Origin of the sequence: Mesorhizobium sp. LHD-90 (assembly GCF_030929505.1) — a bacterium.
In the GTDB taxonomy this organism is placed as follows: domain Bacteria; phylum Pseudomonadota; class Alphaproteobacteria; order Rhizobiales; family Rhizobiaceae; genus Kumtagia.
In genome coordinates this window covers 39672-54891 of record NZ_JAVFVV010000004.1, presented here as the reverse complement: position 1 = coordinate 54891, position 15220 = coordinate 39672, and the positions used below count along the sequence as shown (strand labels likewise).

Sequence of the window (15220 nt, the reverse complement as noted above, 5' to 3'; positions counted from 1 at the left end):
GGGGCACCAGATGGAAATTTTTCCATCCGTCGGCGCCCCCCAACGGTGTGTTGAATACTACCTCGCCACCGGCTTTTTCAGTTCAACCCCGCGGTAAATTTTCCCCCCGCGGTCGGTAAGGACGATCTCGAAGTCAAACGGCTCGTCTAACTCATCCATCATCTCTTCGAATTTTTGCTGCGTGACGGCCCGCTCACTGATGTGCCGCATGGCGAACATCGAGTAATCTGCAAACAGGACGTCACTCGACGTCGAGGACGTAGTCTTAGTAACGCCGGTCACCACATTCTCCCAACGCTGGAGAAAATGCCTCACGCTGTTGTTTGCCGAAGACATGCCACCGATGAATGCGGTGTGTGAAGACGGCAGCGTATAGTCGCTCGAACCCCTCAACCGCCGGTACCCCTCCACTCCCCATGCAACGATCGCTTCTGCGTCTGACGCGATAATCTCGCGGTCGAAGTCAGGCCGCTTACGAGCGTCATTCAAACGACGAGAAAACGGCAGCACTAACCAGCGGCGGTTGAAACCATCTGACGGATCCTTCGTCCGCGGAATATGGTTGGACAAGAACCAGTGAGCAGCAACCGGTGAAAACTTGAAGGGCTGACCATTCTTGTGTTGCCCCGTAACCTCCTCGCCAGTGACGATCTCTTTGAACTGCTTACCCGGAATGAATTGGGTTTCAGACAGCTCGCCGGCAAAGTTGAAGATCTTGCCAAACATCTGTGCAGGCAGGAATTTGTCCGCCCAAGACTCCGGCGGGATAGCAGCTGAGGCCCCCGCCGGGATCAGCGACTTCAAGACCTTCAAAAGCGTGGACTTGCCGCTGTTGGGCTTTCCGAAAAGGAGTATCGCCCGTTGGAATGCTGTAGCGCGCTGCATGATTGTGGCCCCAAGCGCTTCCTGAAGAGCCATCACCTTTTGCTCGTAGTCGGGATCCTTCCCCCATGCGTCAACCATCAGCTGGGAGAACAGCGGAAAATCGCCCGCGGTCTCTGGCAGGTAACGCAGTGGCAGCGTATACGTCATGCCAAATTCTGGGTTGTGGTCGCAAAGCTCAAGGTCTTCACCCAAGAACCCGTTGACGAAATTGACGCCTGCGCGCGGTTCAATGGCCTTGGACGCAAATGTTGCAATCAGCTCCTTGACACCTTTGTAGTCGGCGTTCTTCTTCGACGTAGGGAGGTTACCGTATTTCTCTGCCACCAGCTTAACAATTTGGCTGTCTGGGCGCTGCTCCCAGTGCGAGCCGCCCCATTGCCAGAAGTGATCTGCGTAATGACGCAATTCTCCGAACCGGCTGATATGTTCTAAGGCTGCTTGGGCAATCTCGGTGTGATTGTCGCCTTCGGTTCCCTCGGATTGCATCTGCTTCAGCTGGCGACGCGCGTCACCGACCCGTATCGCACCTTCCGACATCCCAACCATGTAATTGATGACCATACTCTCTCCCACAGGGGAGAGGCGTGACCGCACGACCCGCTGCAGAGCTACGGTGTTTGCTGCCTCGCGATCTGGCGATAAGGGGTCTTCGTCGGCCAGTACTTTCTGTTCTAACGCCGCGATGATCTGCTGCGCAGTCCAAACTTCATCATCCTCTGTAAACGCGAGCCCGAGCCGCTCCTTGTCCTCATCGGAGAGTCCTTCATCCCATCCCGTAGGCAAGATGTTCTTAGTGTCGCCGGCCAAGTCCTTGTTCAAGAACTCGACAACCTTCGAGCGCGCCTTGTCGACCGAGAGCGCGTCTCCCACCACCTGCTCTGTGTAGGTGTTGACCCACGTCTCCATCTCTCCAAGAGCCTGAAGAAGGGAACGTTCACCCTTCAACACCACCCGCGCCAAAAGTCCGGCATGCCACGTCATGGCGTTGTCGCGGGATCCAGCCGGGACGAACGTCGCGATCTTGGCATTGGAGCCCGTAGACGCCTCAATCCCCACCGACCTCAACGCTGCCCTGATCTCGATCTCGACATTTTTGGGCAATGCCGGAGCAGACTTGTAGACCTCATACAGCTCGGCATTCGCGGTATAGGGCCTGCCAGTATCCGGGTGGATGGACGGTGGCAGAACGAACTGTGTGCCCTTGGAAAGGACCTCGCAAATCATTGCGCCGTCGGCATCCTTGATACGAGTGGTCCGTTCGTCATTGTAGCGGTAGATGCGCACTTCGCCCTTTTTGCCGACACGCCTCCACGGAGACTTCGGCAGAACGCGGTCCAGCACCTCAATGACCTTTTCATCGTCGGTGTCGATGTCGATTGCGACCAGGCCGGACGCCGAACCCATAGGCAGGCCGATGTTGCCGTCCGGCAGCGACGCCATCCACGTTTGGCGCTCTTCCTCGGTTGGGAAGGTGTCGCAGTAAAGCTGCCAACGATTGATTGCCGGACGCTTCTGGCGCGGCAGCAGCGGGATCGCAGGAAGACCGGCCTTCCAATAAAGAGGTGCTTCAGTAGCGAAAATGCTCATGCTAGGTTCCTGAGAAGCAGCTTGGTGCTGCGGGAGCACCGCATTTACTGGCGACCCAGTCGGTTTTCATCGGCGTGCAAACCGATGTCTATGGGGCATCGGTCGATTGCGTCGTCCTTTCGCGCCGAGCCGTTTGATGGCAAGTGGGAGCACAGCACTCATCCGGGGCAGTCGTCGCTGACACGTGTGCTGATCCGGCTACCGTGGAAACCGCAAGTTTCCGCTCGCGGAGCCTTCTATGGAAGCCGTCTCGCCACAAGCTTCAGCCCGCGGGCCTGGCCGGCATAGCCATGTCACCCAAAGTCGATGCAAAAGGCGGGCGGCAACGCGCGTCGCCGCCCGCACATTTTGAATGACCGCAGCCTCGCGTTCTCTAGCCGGAGCCGTGCAGTCCGCTTACGTTGCGATCACCGGCTGTTTGCACAAGGAGTACACCCTTTTCTTAGCGGAGAAAGAGGTCGCGCGGCCTATGGGGCCACATACGCTGCGAGAAATTTTTCAGATTTCGGGGTAATATGATGTCATGCCGGTCTCACCCGCAGTGGATTCGCCACGCCCACCGCTCGTACTCTCAGGTCATTGCCGTGTTCATCCGGTCCTTGCAAGACGAGCTGGGCCTTACCCAGCCTCGTCGGGCACAAGGTAGTTGGATCAGGGCATTATCAAAGTCCACTCTTGCGGAGAATTGCACGCCCACTGACATAGGTCGTCAGCCAGAGTATTGAGGAGGCGTTCGCCTGTCCCGCGCCAGCGATTGTGTCGGACGGCCCCTTCGCGGTGATCGCCTACATCCGGGAACGCCAGCTGATAATCCTGGCGTTGCCAGCATGACTGCGCCGACAGGCCCCTAACATCGTTGCATTTTATGGCCGAGGTCGCCCAACGACTGCGTCGACGGCATCACCTAACAGAGCACGTGCCTCATAATCGTCATTTGTCCCATAGACGTAGTGCTGGTAGCTACTACGATTTCCATCGATAGCAACCTAACTATCAGGAGTGGTAATAACGCAGAGAATATAAATGCTTTTCCCTGAAAATATCCAGTTTCTTGTGTCGCTTCTCAAAGAAGTGTACGAGCCCGACCGCGGCACTGACGTCCTTCTCCACAGGACCTTCGTGGGAGACGCCGACCTCCCGCAAGTTCCCTACTACACCGCATCGATCGATGCCGCGGTCGAATTGGTCCATCGCGCCCTGCCAGGGTGGACGTGGCAGCTCATGTCGGGTGCTGTTGCCGATGACGTTTGGGTCATGCCAGACTTTCAGCACCCATCGTACGGGCCCAAGTTTGAGCAGGAATGGCCTGAGGCTTGCAAAGGTCATCCGGCGCTCTACTTCGGGAGCGACATCATGCGGAAGCCATCCGGCTATCCCGCCACTGCCCTGATTTACAGCTTCCTCGTGGCGAAGCGGTCTATTCAGCGCATCGCGGACGAGCGGGCGGCGGAGTTGTCAACCTCCGCCCAATAGTCTTTCCGCGTATCGTAGTCACCTCGAGCTTTGTCACTGGCTCGAGGTGCCCCCTCATCCCTGCCAGGACGCTTCCTGACTAAATACGCCCTTGGTTCCCCTGCGGGGTAGTTGAGACTCAAATGAAACGTATTCCCAAAAAAGGGCTATTAGCAACATGAACCAGACGACCACACTAAACGCCTCGCGCGGGATAAACGCTGCGGACGCAACCGATTTCAGGTTTCTCATTGACTTGTTTGAAGATTTTTGGGGTGGATCTCATCAACTCGACAAAATTTTGCACCTGTTTCTGATTAGTGGGGATCAATCAGACGTGCCACCCTATACGACCTGCGAAACCGCTGCCGCTCAGCTGGCAACGCAAGTTTTGCCAGGTTGGACATACCGAATGTACGACGCCTCCAATAAATATGGTGAAAAGACAGAAGTAGAGTGGCAATTCGGCGAGTCGGTTCTGACGACTGATCTTACTGAACTTTATGCGGAACGGCCATCCAATCCTGCTATGCTTCTTATCCGCCACTTTCTTTTCATGAAGCACGACCTCTCATACAGTACCGCCCATTGAATGATGTGCCTCTAATACCACCTCCGCCTGATCACTTCCTGATCGTTGGCTGCTGCTTGATGCGTGGCCACCAGTGAAAGCGGGTGCTTGCGGCGATCCTGTCCTGTTGCCTGGTGAGGGTGACCTGCCACTGAACTTTCATCCAGCAGCGATTAGAGCCTCAGCCGTTTGTGTTACGCCGTAGGGCGCGGGTTGCAACCGGCGGAGACGCGAAGCCCTTATCGAGCGAAGCGTCGTAGCCGGTTGCGGCGAGGGTTCCGGCGAAGGCCGCCGGGGTCTGGTATCCGAGTGAGGAGTGCGGTCTCGCGTTGTTGAAGTCCTGTCTCCATTCGGCGATGGCGCTGCGAGCATGGTCGAGGCCGAAGAACAGGCTTTCGTTCAGGAGTTCATCACGCATCCGGCCGTTGAAGCTTTCGACATAGCCATTCTGCATGGGCTTGCCCGGCGCGATGTAGTGCCACTCGATACGATGATCCTTCGACCAGGCAAGGATGGCGTTTGAGGTGAACTCGGTGCCGTGGTCCGAAACGATCATGTCCGGCTTGCCGCGACGGCTGATCAGATCGCTCAGCTCGCGGGCGACGCGGCGACCGGAGATCGACGTGTCGGGGATGGCGGCCAGGTATTCGCGCGTCACATCGTCGACGATGTTGAGCACGCGGAAACGGCGCCCACAGGCGAACTGGTCGTGCACGAAGTCTAGTGACCAGCGCGCATTCGGTCTCGCCTCGACCAGGATCGGCGCTCGCGCGCCTACCGCTCGCCGCCGTGCCCGGCGTTTGCGAACCGTCAGTCCTTCCTTCCTGGTCGAGCCGATAGATGCGGTTGATCCCTGATGGCTCGCCTTCCCGCCGCAGTAGGACAAACAACCGCCGATAGCCAAACCGGCGGCGCTCATTGGCAAGATCCCGTAGCCGGCCGCGCAGTGCCGTCTCCGACGGACGGCACGACCGATAGCGGATCATCTTGCGATCGGCGCCGACGAAGGAAAAGGCCCGACGCTCCGACAGGCCCATGACGGCCTGCAGATGCGCGACGGCTTCGCGCTTGGCGGCGGGCCCTACCATTTTTTGACAGAAGCTCGCGAAGCGCCGAGGTTTCCAGCATCTGGTCGGCGAGCAGCTTCCTCAGCTTCGCGTTCTCGTCCTCCAGGGCCTTCGGGCGCTTGGCCTCGGACGCGTCCATGCCGCCATACTTCGCCTTCCAGCTATACAGCGTCGCCGTGCTCACGGGTCAGATCGCCCGCCTTTGCTCCGGCTTCGTGCTCGCCAAAAATCGTGATGATCTGCCTGTAGCCCTCAGATTGTCCCGACTTGGTCGAGGCAGGGACGTCTTGATATTCGCCATTTTGGAAAGCTGGTGACCGCGCGTTCTCTAGTCTCGGTATTTGGCCCCGATCCCGACACTTTCCTGCGTATCGGGCAAGGAGTACACCTTCTTTCAGGCTGCCGAAGGGCTAGTTCGCCCCATAGTAGCACATGCAACGCGGTCGAGGGTCGAGATTTTCGGACGCTATCATAGGGGCGGCGAGTATCGAAGTCGTTGTCCCAGATGTCCATAGCGACGAGGCGGCGCGCTTCCTGGGCCATTGCGAGGGTAAGCACGCAGGCCGAGGACGTATCCCCCGTCACAGCATGATGATCGCCGTGATTTGCCACACTTGCCCGATCGGCGACGCCCTGGGGTTCTTGTTGGCTTCGCTCAGCCAAGGCTCCCCGAAGCTCCGCCCTCGCCCGCTCGTCGGGTCCCATTAGATAGCGTTTGATGACCGCTACGAACAGGTTGCGATCAGCGAAGACGCGGCCCGCTAACGTCGAGGCGTTCGGCGGTGGCCTGCTCGGCATCTCCATGTCCCTGTGGTGGCTGCGCGCCAACTGGCGCAAGGCGTAACGCACCGGGAGCCGGCGCGATGAACGATTTCCTCGAACTGCTCGGCCTGAAGGGCACGGTGCTCGCTGCCGGCCTCGCCGGCGGCGCCTGCGGGCACTCTCGCATCGCCGGTTCAAATGGCGCGAGATGCTGGCGTCGCCGATCTGCGGCGCTCTGGCGGCGGGCTACCTCACAGTGCCTGTGCTGCTCTACATCAAGTCGATCGGACTTCCGACGCCGCCTGACGATGTTGCCAGCACTCACGCCGCGGCGTTCCTGATCGGTGTTTGCGCAATGTGGATTGCGGACATGCTGTTTGAGGTAATCGTGCGAAGGTTTAAGCCGAAGACCGCCGGCTGAACAATCCGCACCACCGGCACGTCGCATAGCGTCAGTTCTTAAGGAATCCGATCAACTTGGCCGCGTTCAACGAATTTTTCCAAATTATCATGGAGCTGTTCGTTTACCTTACGCCCTTCGCCCCATGCCTGACTGTTAAACGCCATGGTTTTCGCATCAAATTCGCTCATGTTGTAGTAATTTCGAATGAAAATTGCACATATACCAGGAGAATATCCCATATCCCGGGCGATATATATAAACGTATCCGGCTTCATATTGCAGTATCGCACAAGAATTTGGAATATCATGCGATGATTGGCTTGCAATTTTTCGCGGAAAATCATTGACCTGCGTTCCAGTGTCGGAAATTTGACATCTCAAGCGTTTTTAGGTCGATGTCGAACGACATGAACCTACCCTTGTTTGCGCCCGATATTCGCATAGCATTGACTGTTGCAGTGTCAAAATTTTGGCTGAGATCCTTCGCCACCTCGCTTCGAATCTGTGCCGCAGTTGCATTGTCGAGGGACATCGTCGCCCTGCGAGCCTCCACACTGAAATTGTTCAATGTCGCGTGGCGGCCGTTTACTTCGATGTTTGCCCATACGTCGTAGGTCTTTCCGTTGATGGTGACCGAACGGTGATAATTCCCATACGCCTTATCCGCCTTCTTTGAGGGAGGCGGGTTCTCAAACGGATCTGGCGGTGTTGCGGCCACTCCAGACAGGTCTGGGTTGCGACGCTGCGTCTCGTCTTCGTCGCCGCCCGCCATCCAATCTAACGTTACATCATATAGACTCCCCACCGCAGCACCAAGAACGGCACCTGCCGCCGCCCCTTCTATGGCCCCCAGGGTAGCACCCGCACCCGCTGTTGCTATCGCGCCAGGTCCTGTAGGTGCTCCTACAGCCGCGCCCCCCGCTCCACCAAAAAGTCCGCCAAAGAGGCCACCAAAAAAGCCACCAACTCCAGCCCCGACAATGGCTCCGTCCGGTTGTCCGACTACATGCCCGTTCGGATCACTCTTGTTGATGGGATCGTTCTGCGCATACGCATACCGGTTGGTGCCAACTCCTAGCAACGTCGGGTCTAGAGTATCAGGGGAGATGAACCGGCCCCATGCCGGGTCCATGTAACGGGCATTGAGGTAGAGCAGTCCGGTCTCGGCGTCGAAGCGCTCGCTGATGTAGCCCTTGCGTGTGGCGAAGCTGGTGTTGAACTGCTCGCCATAGGCGGCGTAGTTCGTCGACTCGACGGATGCGCCGGCCGCATCCGTGACGACTCGCACTGACGAAAGATGGTCGCGATGCAGGAAGAATTTTGTCGTGCCGACAATTTTGATGTCGGGATGCGGATAGCGTGTGTAATCGCTGGCCGCGATCGTGCCGTCGCTGGCGTCGATCTCGATATTGGCGCCGGCGTAGAGAATGACCGTCGTCGGGGCGCTGGTGGTCGGTCCTGAAGATTTCTTGACGCGCGCGCCATCCGGCCCGTAGGCGAAGGTGGTCGTGGCCGTGCCCTTGACCACCTTTATGAGCCGGTTGGCATTGTCCCAGGTCAGGACGCGAGTGCCGTCATTCTCGAGATTGCCATTCTCGTCGTAGTCGAAATTGACCGTTCCGAGTTTGGTCGGCGCATGCGGCCTGTCACCAGTCCCAGCCGGATAGGTAAAGCTGCCGCTGAGCCGGGTGCGCGAAACCAGATTGCCGTTCGGCTGATAGACAAAATCCTCCGAACGGCTGGTTACCGGAGAGGTCGCCTGCGTCAGCCGGTCGAGCCGGTCGTAGACATAGGTCCAGTCGTTCGTCGTCGACGTTTCGTCGATGCTTGTTATCCTGCCGACGAAGTCACGATCATAGATAGGAAAGAGCAGTGTGTTGCCGGCGGGTCCCCCGGTCTCGATCTCCGTCAGCCAGCGGCGCTTTTCGTCGTACCTGAATATGCTCGACACGCCGGTTTCGTTCGCATCTTTCGTGTAGACGATTTTGCGGGTGCTGCCGTTCGCCTCGTATTCGGTGGACTTGATGTAGCCGGGGATGGAGTTGAGTTCGCTGTAGGCGTTGTACTGCCATAGGTCCGTGGCCGTTCCGATGTCGAGCGTGCCGGCACCGCCGTAGCTCATGCGGACCGGCTTGTGGGAATCGTCGATCCAGATGGTGACGATGCTCTGCGGGCTTTCCGTCTCATGATTGCGCCCGATCCAGACGTCGCGCCTGCGCTCTTGTCCGGAGCCGTCATAGTCCATCCTGTAGGTGGCGAAGTCGTTTATTGTCGTCGTCAGATAGCCGACGTTAAAATCCACCGTGGTGGACGTATTGTCCTGGTCATAGGTGTTGTTGACGAGGAACTCGCCATTCGTCCCAACCCGGCGCGTCAGCAGCCGGTCCATCTGGTCGTAGGTCATGTTGGTGACTACACCGCGGGCGTCGGTCTGGCGGGTCAGACGGCCGGCGTCGTCGTAGGCGTAAGTCCATTCGCCCAGATTGGGGTCCAAGGCCGAAAGGCGATTGCCGACGAGGTCGTAGGTATAGGTCCATTGTGCGCCGCCGGTGTCTCGCACGTTGGTGAGCCGCTGGAACCGGTCATAGGTCCGGTATTCATTGACCTGCGAGCCGTCTCCGGGCGGACGAAGGATGCGGATCACGTCATCCCAAGTACTTGTATGGGTGACGATCACACGATCGACCGTCGTCCCGGGCTGCGTCCCGGTGCTCAGTTGCTCGGTCATTCTGACGGCAGCCAACGGGACGTTGTCGGTGTGCGGCAGGTCGACGCCGCCGTACAAAAGATACTGATTGGTGCGGGTAGAGCCATCGGGATTGGTGATCACCAGCGGCCGGTCCGCCCAGTCGAAAGTGGTGACCGTCCACTGCGGTTGTTCGTCGCCGCCGCCGTGATAGGGCAGGCTCACCTTCTCGGCGTTTCCGCGTTTGTCGTATACGGTGTCGATGCGGCGAGCCCCGCGCTTGCAGCAGCAATTGAGGCGCATTCTGACTCCGCACGGAAACGCAACGTCTGATCGTATCAAGCGACTTCAGTGACACGCAGGTGACACGAGGGGCCTGCTATCTCCTTGATTTTACTTGCGCGACCTTGCTGCCTTTTGCGGCGTCTTGCTCTTGTCTTCCTTAGACTTCCCCGACGTTGACATCGTAGGGGTCACAGGTTCAATCCCTGTCACGCCCACCATTCGAACCCAACGATCCGCGCCGCCATTGGCGCTTTTGGCCGCTGCGGGGCCAACCGGCTGATCGATCGCGCCGGCGGCAACAGCCGTTCGCTCGGTGCGTGTCGCTTTCAATGGGCGGTGTAGGCCCCGTCCACCAAGTGAAAGCTTCCGGTTATGAAACTCGCCTGGTCCGACAGGAGGAAGCACACAAGCGCCGCCACCTCCTCCGGTTTTCCGCGTCGGCCCATCGGCTGGAGCGTCAGCATGCGCCGCACCGTCGCTTCCTCGAGGTATTCGGAAAGCATCGGCGTGTCGATCCACCCCGGTCCGACCGCATTGATGCGAATGCCCATTCTGGCATATTCCATCGCTGCGACCTTGGTCAGTCCCACAATCCCGTGCTTGGCCGCCGTATAGGCGCATGCGGTCGGCAAACCGACCGAACCCAGAACGGACGACATGTTGACGATGGCGCCTCCGCCCCTCTGCTGCATGGCGGCGATTGCATATTTCATGCAATAGAAGACGCCGTTCAGGTTGACGTCCATCAGGCGGCGCCAATCTTCGAGCGGATAGTCCGCGGTCGACTGCCGCTCGCCGCCGACCCCCGCGCTATTCACAGCAAGGTCCAGCCCGCCGCATTCGCGCACGACGTACTCGACCAGCGCTTGCACAGCCCCGGCATCAGCGACGTCGACCGCCGAATCACGAGCCTTGCCCCCCAACGAGCGGATCTCAGCGGCAACGTTGCGCGCGGCGCCGGCATCGAGGTCGGCGACAACGACTTCCGCCCCCTGTCCCGCGAGCTGGCGGGAAACGGCGGCGCCTATTCCGGAGCCTGCGCCGAATACAATCGCGACCTTACCCTCGAAGCCCAGCTTCATCGTCGCTCCCTTCAGGCCACTATCATATCACTTGGCGACGGCATGCGGCAGTCATGCTGGCCTCACCCGCCGGTCGACGCCGCCATAGTCACGCCTATGGAGTGTTCCGCCAGCCTTGCAAGCGTTAATTCGACCCGGCTCCAACAATCCTGTTCGCAAAGCGTCAACGCCGCCGACGGTCCGCTCCCCGACTTGGATGGAAGGAACCGGAATGCTAAGGTGCGCGCGCATCAGGGGGTCATGATAAGCGAAATGAGTGCGGAAAACATTGCACGGCGCGGGGTTTTGCTGGCTGGCCTGGCGCTGATGGCCAGCGGATGCATGCCGACGATCGGAGGTCTTGGCGGTTCCTCGTCATCTGGCGTGACGCTGGACCGCCGCTACAGGCGGCAGCGCGTCGCCTATGATTCCACCGAACCGGTGGGATCGATCGTGGTCGATACTTCGCAACGTTATCTCTATTCGATAGAGGGTGGCGGCTACGCCATGCGGTATGGGGTCGGCGTCGGTGAGGAGGGGCTTTCGCTGAAGGGAAGGGCGACGATCGGACGCAAGGCGGTCTGGCCGTCCTGGACCCCTAGTGCGAGTATGATAAAACGCAAGCCGCGACTGGCGCAGTACGCCGGAGGCGTTCCCGGCGGGCCGAACAACCCGCTTGGCGCGCGCGCGCTTTATCTCTACCGCGGGGGAAACGACACGAGGTTCCGCCTGCACGGCACCAACGAGCCGTGGACGATCGGCACGGCGGTATCGAACGGGTGCATACGCCTGACCAACGACGATGTCATCTACCTGTACGAACGCACCCCGGAGGGCGCGGCGGTTCTCGTCGTCTGATTCGGCCTCCGCCTTTGACCTTGCTCGTGCCGGTTCGGCGGCTAACCCTTTGTTAACCGCCATATTTAGGCGATCTGGTGTCCAGTGTGTCTTTCCTGCACTAGGCTCTCAAGCGTTTCGCGGCTATCTATGGATCGTTACCTTGTATTGATTCCGCCTGGGGAAAGGACTGCCCAATGAGCAGAATTTTGATCGTAGTAACTGCAATCGTTGCCGTCGCCGGCCTTAGCGCGTGCACGACCATCGGCAAGGGCAAAGGGAAAGCCCCGGCAGTGGTTGAGGACACGGCACCGGCTCCTGTTTACAAGTAAGCATCGGCCATCAGTTGGTGCGGGCGGTATCGTCCGGCCATTCATGGATGCGTTGGTTTTGGCGGGCCGCCCTTGATGATCATGGGCGGTCGTCATAAAACGTGTCGAGACTGTATTGGGTGGTGCGCAGTGCTGCTCTTGCAACAGCGTGCAGCCGATGGCTGCGAAGCCTTTCGGAATTGCAGGACGTGACCAGCTTCCCTGAAGGCCGCATGGCGGTCGTGGCGCTCTGCTCGCTCCTGCTTGCGGCGTGTCAATCCAGCGACGAAAGTCCGCGGCCGCACTTTGTATCCGACTATAATAGTGGCGTGAAGGCTTCCGTGCTGCCTGCCACGACGCGGCAGCCGGGGAAGACTTCGCAGGCTGCCGCACGGACCGACGGTCGGTACTTCATCGAATTTCGGTCCCGTTATGCCCTGAGCTATGGCCACACTTATGTCATTTTCGGGCGGACGAACGCCGCTGGCGGGATGGTCAATCCGGAGGTCGCCGGCCTGCATCCGGCTTCGAACAGCGCCGTTCCCTACGTTTTGGGGCATTTTGTGCCCGTGCCGGCCGAAACCGGATGGAGCGACGGTGACCTGGAGGAGCAGTACAGGTCCGCGAGCTGGCGGGTGATGCTGACCGAAGCCGAATATCGGAAGGTCGTCGCCTTTATCCGCGATCTGCAGGCCAGCACAAAGACCTGGCAGGCATCGGTTTACAACTGCAACGCCTTCGTGGCGTCGATTGCGGGCTCCATGGGATACAAGACCCCGGGCATCTGGCTGCGGCCGCAGCAGTTCGTAACCAAGCTTCGAGAGATGAACGGCGGCTGAGCCGGGCCATGGCGCCCGGCAATCGCCTCCACGCTGAAGCCGCCAGAATGCCGGGAGAACCGATGCGAGCAACGCCTTGACCCTGGCCGGCGAGATCATCTGGGTGCTCGGCGTCGTCGCCTGGTACGTCATCCGCTACCCCTTCGAACGCCGGGCGAAGCGCGTCCGGGTCGTCAGCAGCCGCCGGTCGCCCGCCGAAACGGTCGGGCTCGCCTCGGCACTGTTCGGACTTGCGGTCTTTCCCGCATTCTATGTCGCCACCGGCATGCCACAGGCAGCGGACTATCCGGCCAGGCTTTGGGCCATCGTTGCCGGAACGGTGCTTTTTGCCTCAGCACTCTGGCTTTTCCGCGTTTCCCACAAGGAACTCGGCCGGAACTGGTCGGTCACGCTGGAGATTCGCGAACAGCATAAACTCGTGTCCGGAGGACCATACAGGTTCATACGCCACCCGATGTACACGTCATTCCTGCTGATGGCGCTCGGCCAGGCGTTCCTGTTGTCGAACTGGGTTGTGGCTCTGGCGGGCCTGATCGGGTTTGCGGCCCTTTTCTTTCCGCGTGTCGGAAAGGAGGAACGCATGATGGTGGAAAACTTCGGCCCGCAGTACCTTGCCTACATGGAGCGGACGAAACGGATAATCCCCTATATCTATTAGAGACGGCATCATGAAAGGCCACGCTCTTAAGCTTTCCGCGCCACGGCGCCTGGTCGGCGACCTGATGCGGTTTTCGATTTCGGTGCCGCGCGTAACCGTCCAACGCCGGATGAATATCGGCGTGCTGCTGCATGCCCGCAGCGCATCAAGCCCCAGGCCCTCCTGGACCGCGATCTTCCTGAAGGGATATGCGCTTCTCGCCGCGGAGACACCCGAGTTGCGGCGCGCCTACGTCAAGCTGCCCTGGCCGCAGCTCTACGAATATCCATCCAGCGTGGCCTCCATTGCGCATGAACGCGACCATGAAGGCGAACGTGCAGTATTGCTCAGCCGGATCAAGGAGCCGGAGCGCCGCTCGCTCGCGGAACTCGATACCTTGATCGAGGCGGCGCGGTCGCGCCCGGTCATGGAAATCAAGGAGTTCCGGCACGCCCTCAGGATTGCCGGCATGCCGGCCCTCCTGAGACGGCCGCTGATGTGGCTCGGATTGAACATCGGCCGGCAGCGGCCGAACTATTTCGGCACGTTCCAGCTTTCCGTCTATTCCGGTCTCGGGGCCGAATCGCTCAACCCGCTCACACCCCTGACCACCCTGCTCAACTACGGCACGATCGACAAGGACGGGTCGGTCGATGTCCGCATCCACTATGACCACCGGGTCATGGACGGGGCAAGCGTCGCGCGCGCATTGGCGCGGTTCGAGGCGATTCTGAACGGCAGCGTCGCAGACGAGGTGACGCGGGCCGAGGGCGCCGGCCCTGCCGGCCGAAGAATTTCCAGTTCATGAACGGCGGCGGTGACATCCGTTCACCGGGAGGGCTGGCTGGAATACCCGTGGCGAGGACGGATCGATGAATTCCGACACGTTCAAGCCAGCCATCGTCATCACCGGCGCGTCGGCCGGGATCGGCCGGGCAATGGCCTTATCCGAGCGCCGCGAGCGCGGCGTCGCCGTGCTCGTCGCCCGTTCGCCCAGCGAATTGAACGCGGTGGCAAACGAGATCCGGCAGGCCGGCGGCGACGCGTTGACCTTCGAACTTGACCTCTTGTCGGCCGATGCGCCGGCCCGCCTCTCGGATTTTCTGTCGGGGCATGGCCTTGCCTGCGACGTGCTGGTCAACAGCGCCGGCTACGGCTTGCGGGGTAAGACCGCGGCGCTTCCCATCGAGGACCAGCTCGGCATCGTCGATGTCAATATTCGCGCGCTTGCCGCTCTGACGCTCCACTTTCTGCCTGGAATGGTGGCCCGCGGCCGCGGCGGCGTTATCAACCTCGGTTCGGTGGCCGGATTCCTTCCGGGACCCTACATGTCCGCCTACTACGCCAGCAAAGCCTTCGTCAGATCGTTCTCCAACGCGCTCCACGAGGAACTGCGCCACGAGGGCGTGACCGTCACCTGTGTCGCGCCCGGTCCCGTCCGGACGAAATTCCTCGAAAAGGCCGGAGCCAGGCGGGCGGCGCTCTTTCGGTTCCTGCCCAAGACGGACGCGGATTTCGTGGCCGACCGCGCGTGGCGAGGCTTCAGGCTGAAGCGTCGCCTGGTCGTGCCGGGCATGTCGGCCAAGCTGACGGTGCTCGCCGCGTCGCTCGTGCCATCGGCGGTGATGCTGCCGCTCGTCGGCCGGCTGCAGCGAAAACGGAAATGACTGTGTCCTGCGGCGAACGCCAATGAAGTCCTTACCGTCCGCGGCAAGACGAAGAAGTTGCCGTCGGCGGGGATCACCGACTGGCCAGACAAGGCATCGCCCTGACAGGTTGACCGGACGTTACGGGTGACAATGTCGTGACGACGTCGGAACGAGGTGCGACGACATCA

General features: G+C 60.0%; 13 protein-coding genes and 2 pseudogenes. 10 read left to right on the top strand and 5 right to left on the bottom strand.

The window, feature by feature from the left end; translation table 11 throughout:
* Window positions 1–57 precede the first annotated feature (57 nt).
* Window positions 58–2472 carry a bifunctional DNA primase/polymerase gene (locus RB623_RS06175; protein WP_308055897.1) on the bottom strand — a complete coding sequence of 805 codons (2415 nt, stop codon included), beginning with the start codon at window positions 2470–2472 and terminating at the stop codon, window positions 58–60.
* Window positions 2473–3495: 1023 nt separating this feature from the next.
* Between RB623_RS06175 and RB623_RS06170 the strand changes: the two genes are divergently transcribed.
* Together RB623_RS06170 and RB623_RS06165 are read left to right on the top strand one after the other, a co-directional pair.
* Window positions 3496–3945, top strand: a complete 450-nt coding sequence (locus RB623_RS06170) for a hypothetical protein (RefSeq protein WP_308055896.1) — start codon at window positions 3496–3498, stop codon at window positions 3943–3945.
* 157 nt (window positions 3946–4102) lie between these two features.
* A complete protein-coding gene (locus RB623_RS06165; protein WP_308055895.1) occupies window positions 4103–4516 on the top strand; it encodes a hypothetical protein in 414 nt (137 codons plus the stop codon).
* 138 nt (window positions 4517–4654) lie between these two features.
* Here RB623_RS06165 and RB623_RS06160 read toward each other — a convergent pair.
* A pseudogene (locus tag RB623_RS06160) lies at window positions 4655–5801 on the bottom strand (IS3 family transposase).
* Window positions 5802–6280: 479 nt separating this feature from the next.
* On the opposite strand from RB623_RS06160, the gene RB623_RS06155 reads away from it, so the two are divergent.
* Window positions 6281–6406, top strand: coding sequence for a hypothetical protein (locus RB623_RS06155; RefSeq protein WP_308055894.1), 126 nt, complete (start codon window positions 6281–6283; stop codon window positions 6404–6406).
* 19 nt (window positions 6407–6425) lie between these two features.
* A pseudogene (locus tag RB623_RS06150) lies at window positions 6426–6745 on the top strand (hypothetical protein).
* Window positions 6746–6783: 38 nt separating this feature from the next.
* Here RB623_RS06150 and RB623_RS06145 read toward each other — a convergent pair.
* The 3 genes from RB623_RS06145 to RB623_RS06135 all read right to left on the bottom strand — a co-directional run bounded on the left by RB623_RS06145 (window position 6784) and on the right by RB623_RS06135 (window position 10780).
* Window positions 6784–7071: a hypothetical protein gene (locus RB623_RS06145; protein ID WP_308055893.1), complete on the bottom strand. Its 288-nt coding sequence runs from the start codon at window positions 7069–7071 to the stop codon at window positions 6784–6786.
* Complete coding sequence (locus RB623_RS06140) at window positions 7068–9716, bottom strand: RHS repeat-associated core domain-containing protein (RefSeq protein ID WP_308055892.1); 2649 nt, start codon at window positions 9714–9716, stop codon at window positions 7068–7070. The genes RB623_RS06145 and RB623_RS06140 overlap by 4 nt, the downstream gene beginning before the upstream one ends.
* A 308-nt stretch (window positions 9717–10024) precedes the next feature.
* Window positions 10025–10780: an SDR family NAD(P)-dependent oxidoreductase gene (locus RB623_RS06135; RefSeq protein WP_308055891.1), complete on the bottom strand. Its 756-nt coding sequence runs from the start codon at window positions 10778–10780 to the stop codon at window positions 10025–10027.
* A 252-nt stretch (window positions 10781–11032) separates the two neighbouring features.
* Here RB623_RS06135 and RB623_RS06130 point away from each other — a divergent pair, with 252 nt between their 5' ends.
* The 6 genes from RB623_RS06130 (at window position 11033) to RB623_RS06105 (ending at window position 15050) form a co-directional block, all read left to right on the top strand.
* Window positions 11033–11617, top strand: coding sequence for a L,D-transpeptidase (locus RB623_RS06130; protein WP_308055890.1), 585 nt, complete (start codon window positions 11033–11035; stop codon window positions 11615–11617).
* Window positions 11618–11793: 176 nt separating this feature from the next.
* Complete coding sequence (locus RB623_RS06125) at window positions 11794–11928, top strand: ABC transporter (RefSeq protein ID WP_308055889.1); 135 nt, start codon at window positions 11794–11796, stop codon at window positions 11926–11928.
* Window positions 11929–12140: 212 nt separating this feature from the next.
* A complete protein-coding gene (locus tag RB623_RS06120) occupies window positions 12141–12746 on the top strand; it encodes a hypothetical protein (protein WP_308056196.1) in 606 nt (201 codons plus the stop codon).
* Window positions 12747–12822: 76 nt separating this feature from the next.
* Entirely contained in the window at window positions 12823–13404 is a 582-nt protein-coding gene (locus tag RB623_RS06115) for a protein-S-isoprenylcysteine O-methyltransferase (RefSeq protein ID WP_308055888.1), read from the top strand.
* A gap of 10 nt (window positions 13405–13414) precedes the next feature.
* Window positions 13415–14191 carry a hypothetical protein gene (locus RB623_RS06110; RefSeq protein WP_308055887.1) on the top strand — a complete coding sequence of 259 codons (777 nt, stop codon included), beginning with the start codon at window positions 13415–13417 and terminating at the stop codon, window positions 14189–14191.
* A 64-nt stretch (window positions 14192–14255) separates the two neighbouring features.
* Entirely contained in the window at window positions 14256–15050 is a 795-nt protein-coding gene (locus RB623_RS06105; protein WP_308055886.1) for an SDR family oxidoreductase, read from the top strand.
* Window positions 15051–15220 lie beyond the last annotated feature (170 nt).

Bases quoted from the DNA above. Each gene is read 5' to 3' on its own strand.
- RB623_RS06125 (WP_308055889.1), top strand. From the start codon at position 11,794: ATGAGCAGAATTTTGATCGTAGTAACTGCAATCGTTGCCGTCGCCGGC.
- RB623_RS06140 (WP_308055892.1), bottom strand. From the start codon at position 9,716: ATGCGCCTCAATTGCTGCTGCAAGCGCGGGGCTCGCCGCATCGACACC.
- RB623_RS06175 (WP_308055897.1), bottom strand. From the start codon at position 2,472: ATGAGCATTTTCGCTACTGAAGCACCTCTTTATTGGAAGGCCGGTCTT.
- RB623_RS06170 (WP_308055896.1), top strand. From the start codon at position 3,496: ATGCTTTTCCCTGAAAATATCCAGTTTCTTGTGTCGCTTCTCAAAGAA.
- RB623_RS06165 (WP_308055895.1), top strand. From the start codon at position 4,103: ATGAACCAGACGACCACACTAAACGCCTCGCGCGGGATAAACGCTGCG.
- RB623_RS06155 (WP_308055894.1), top strand. From the start codon at position 6,281: ATGACCGCTACGAACAGGTTGCGATCAGCGAAGACGCGGCCCGCTAAC.
- RB623_RS06145 (WP_308055893.1), bottom strand. From the start codon at position 7,071: ATGATTTTCCGCGAAAAATTGCAAGCCAATCATCGCATGATATTCCAA.
- RB623_RS06130 (WP_308055890.1), top strand. From the start codon at position 11,033: ATGAGTGCGGAAAACATTGCACGGCGCGGGGTTTTGCTGGCTGGCCTG.
- RB623_RS06110 (WP_308055887.1), top strand. From the start codon at position 13,415: ATGAAAGGCCACGCTCTTAAGCTTTCCGCGCCACGGCGCCTGGTCGGC.
- RB623_RS06135 (WP_308055891.1), bottom strand. From the start codon at position 10,780: ATGAAGCTGGGCTTCGAGGGTAAGGTCGCGATTGTATTCGGCGCAGGC.
- RB623_RS06105 (WP_308055886.1), top strand. From the start codon at position 14,256: ATGAATTCCGACACGTTCAAGCCAGCCATCGTCATCACCGGCGCGTCG.
- RB623_RS06120 (WP_308056196.1), top strand. From the start codon at position 12,141: ATGGCGGTCGTGGCGCTCTGCTCGCTCCTGCTTGCGGCGTGTCAATCC.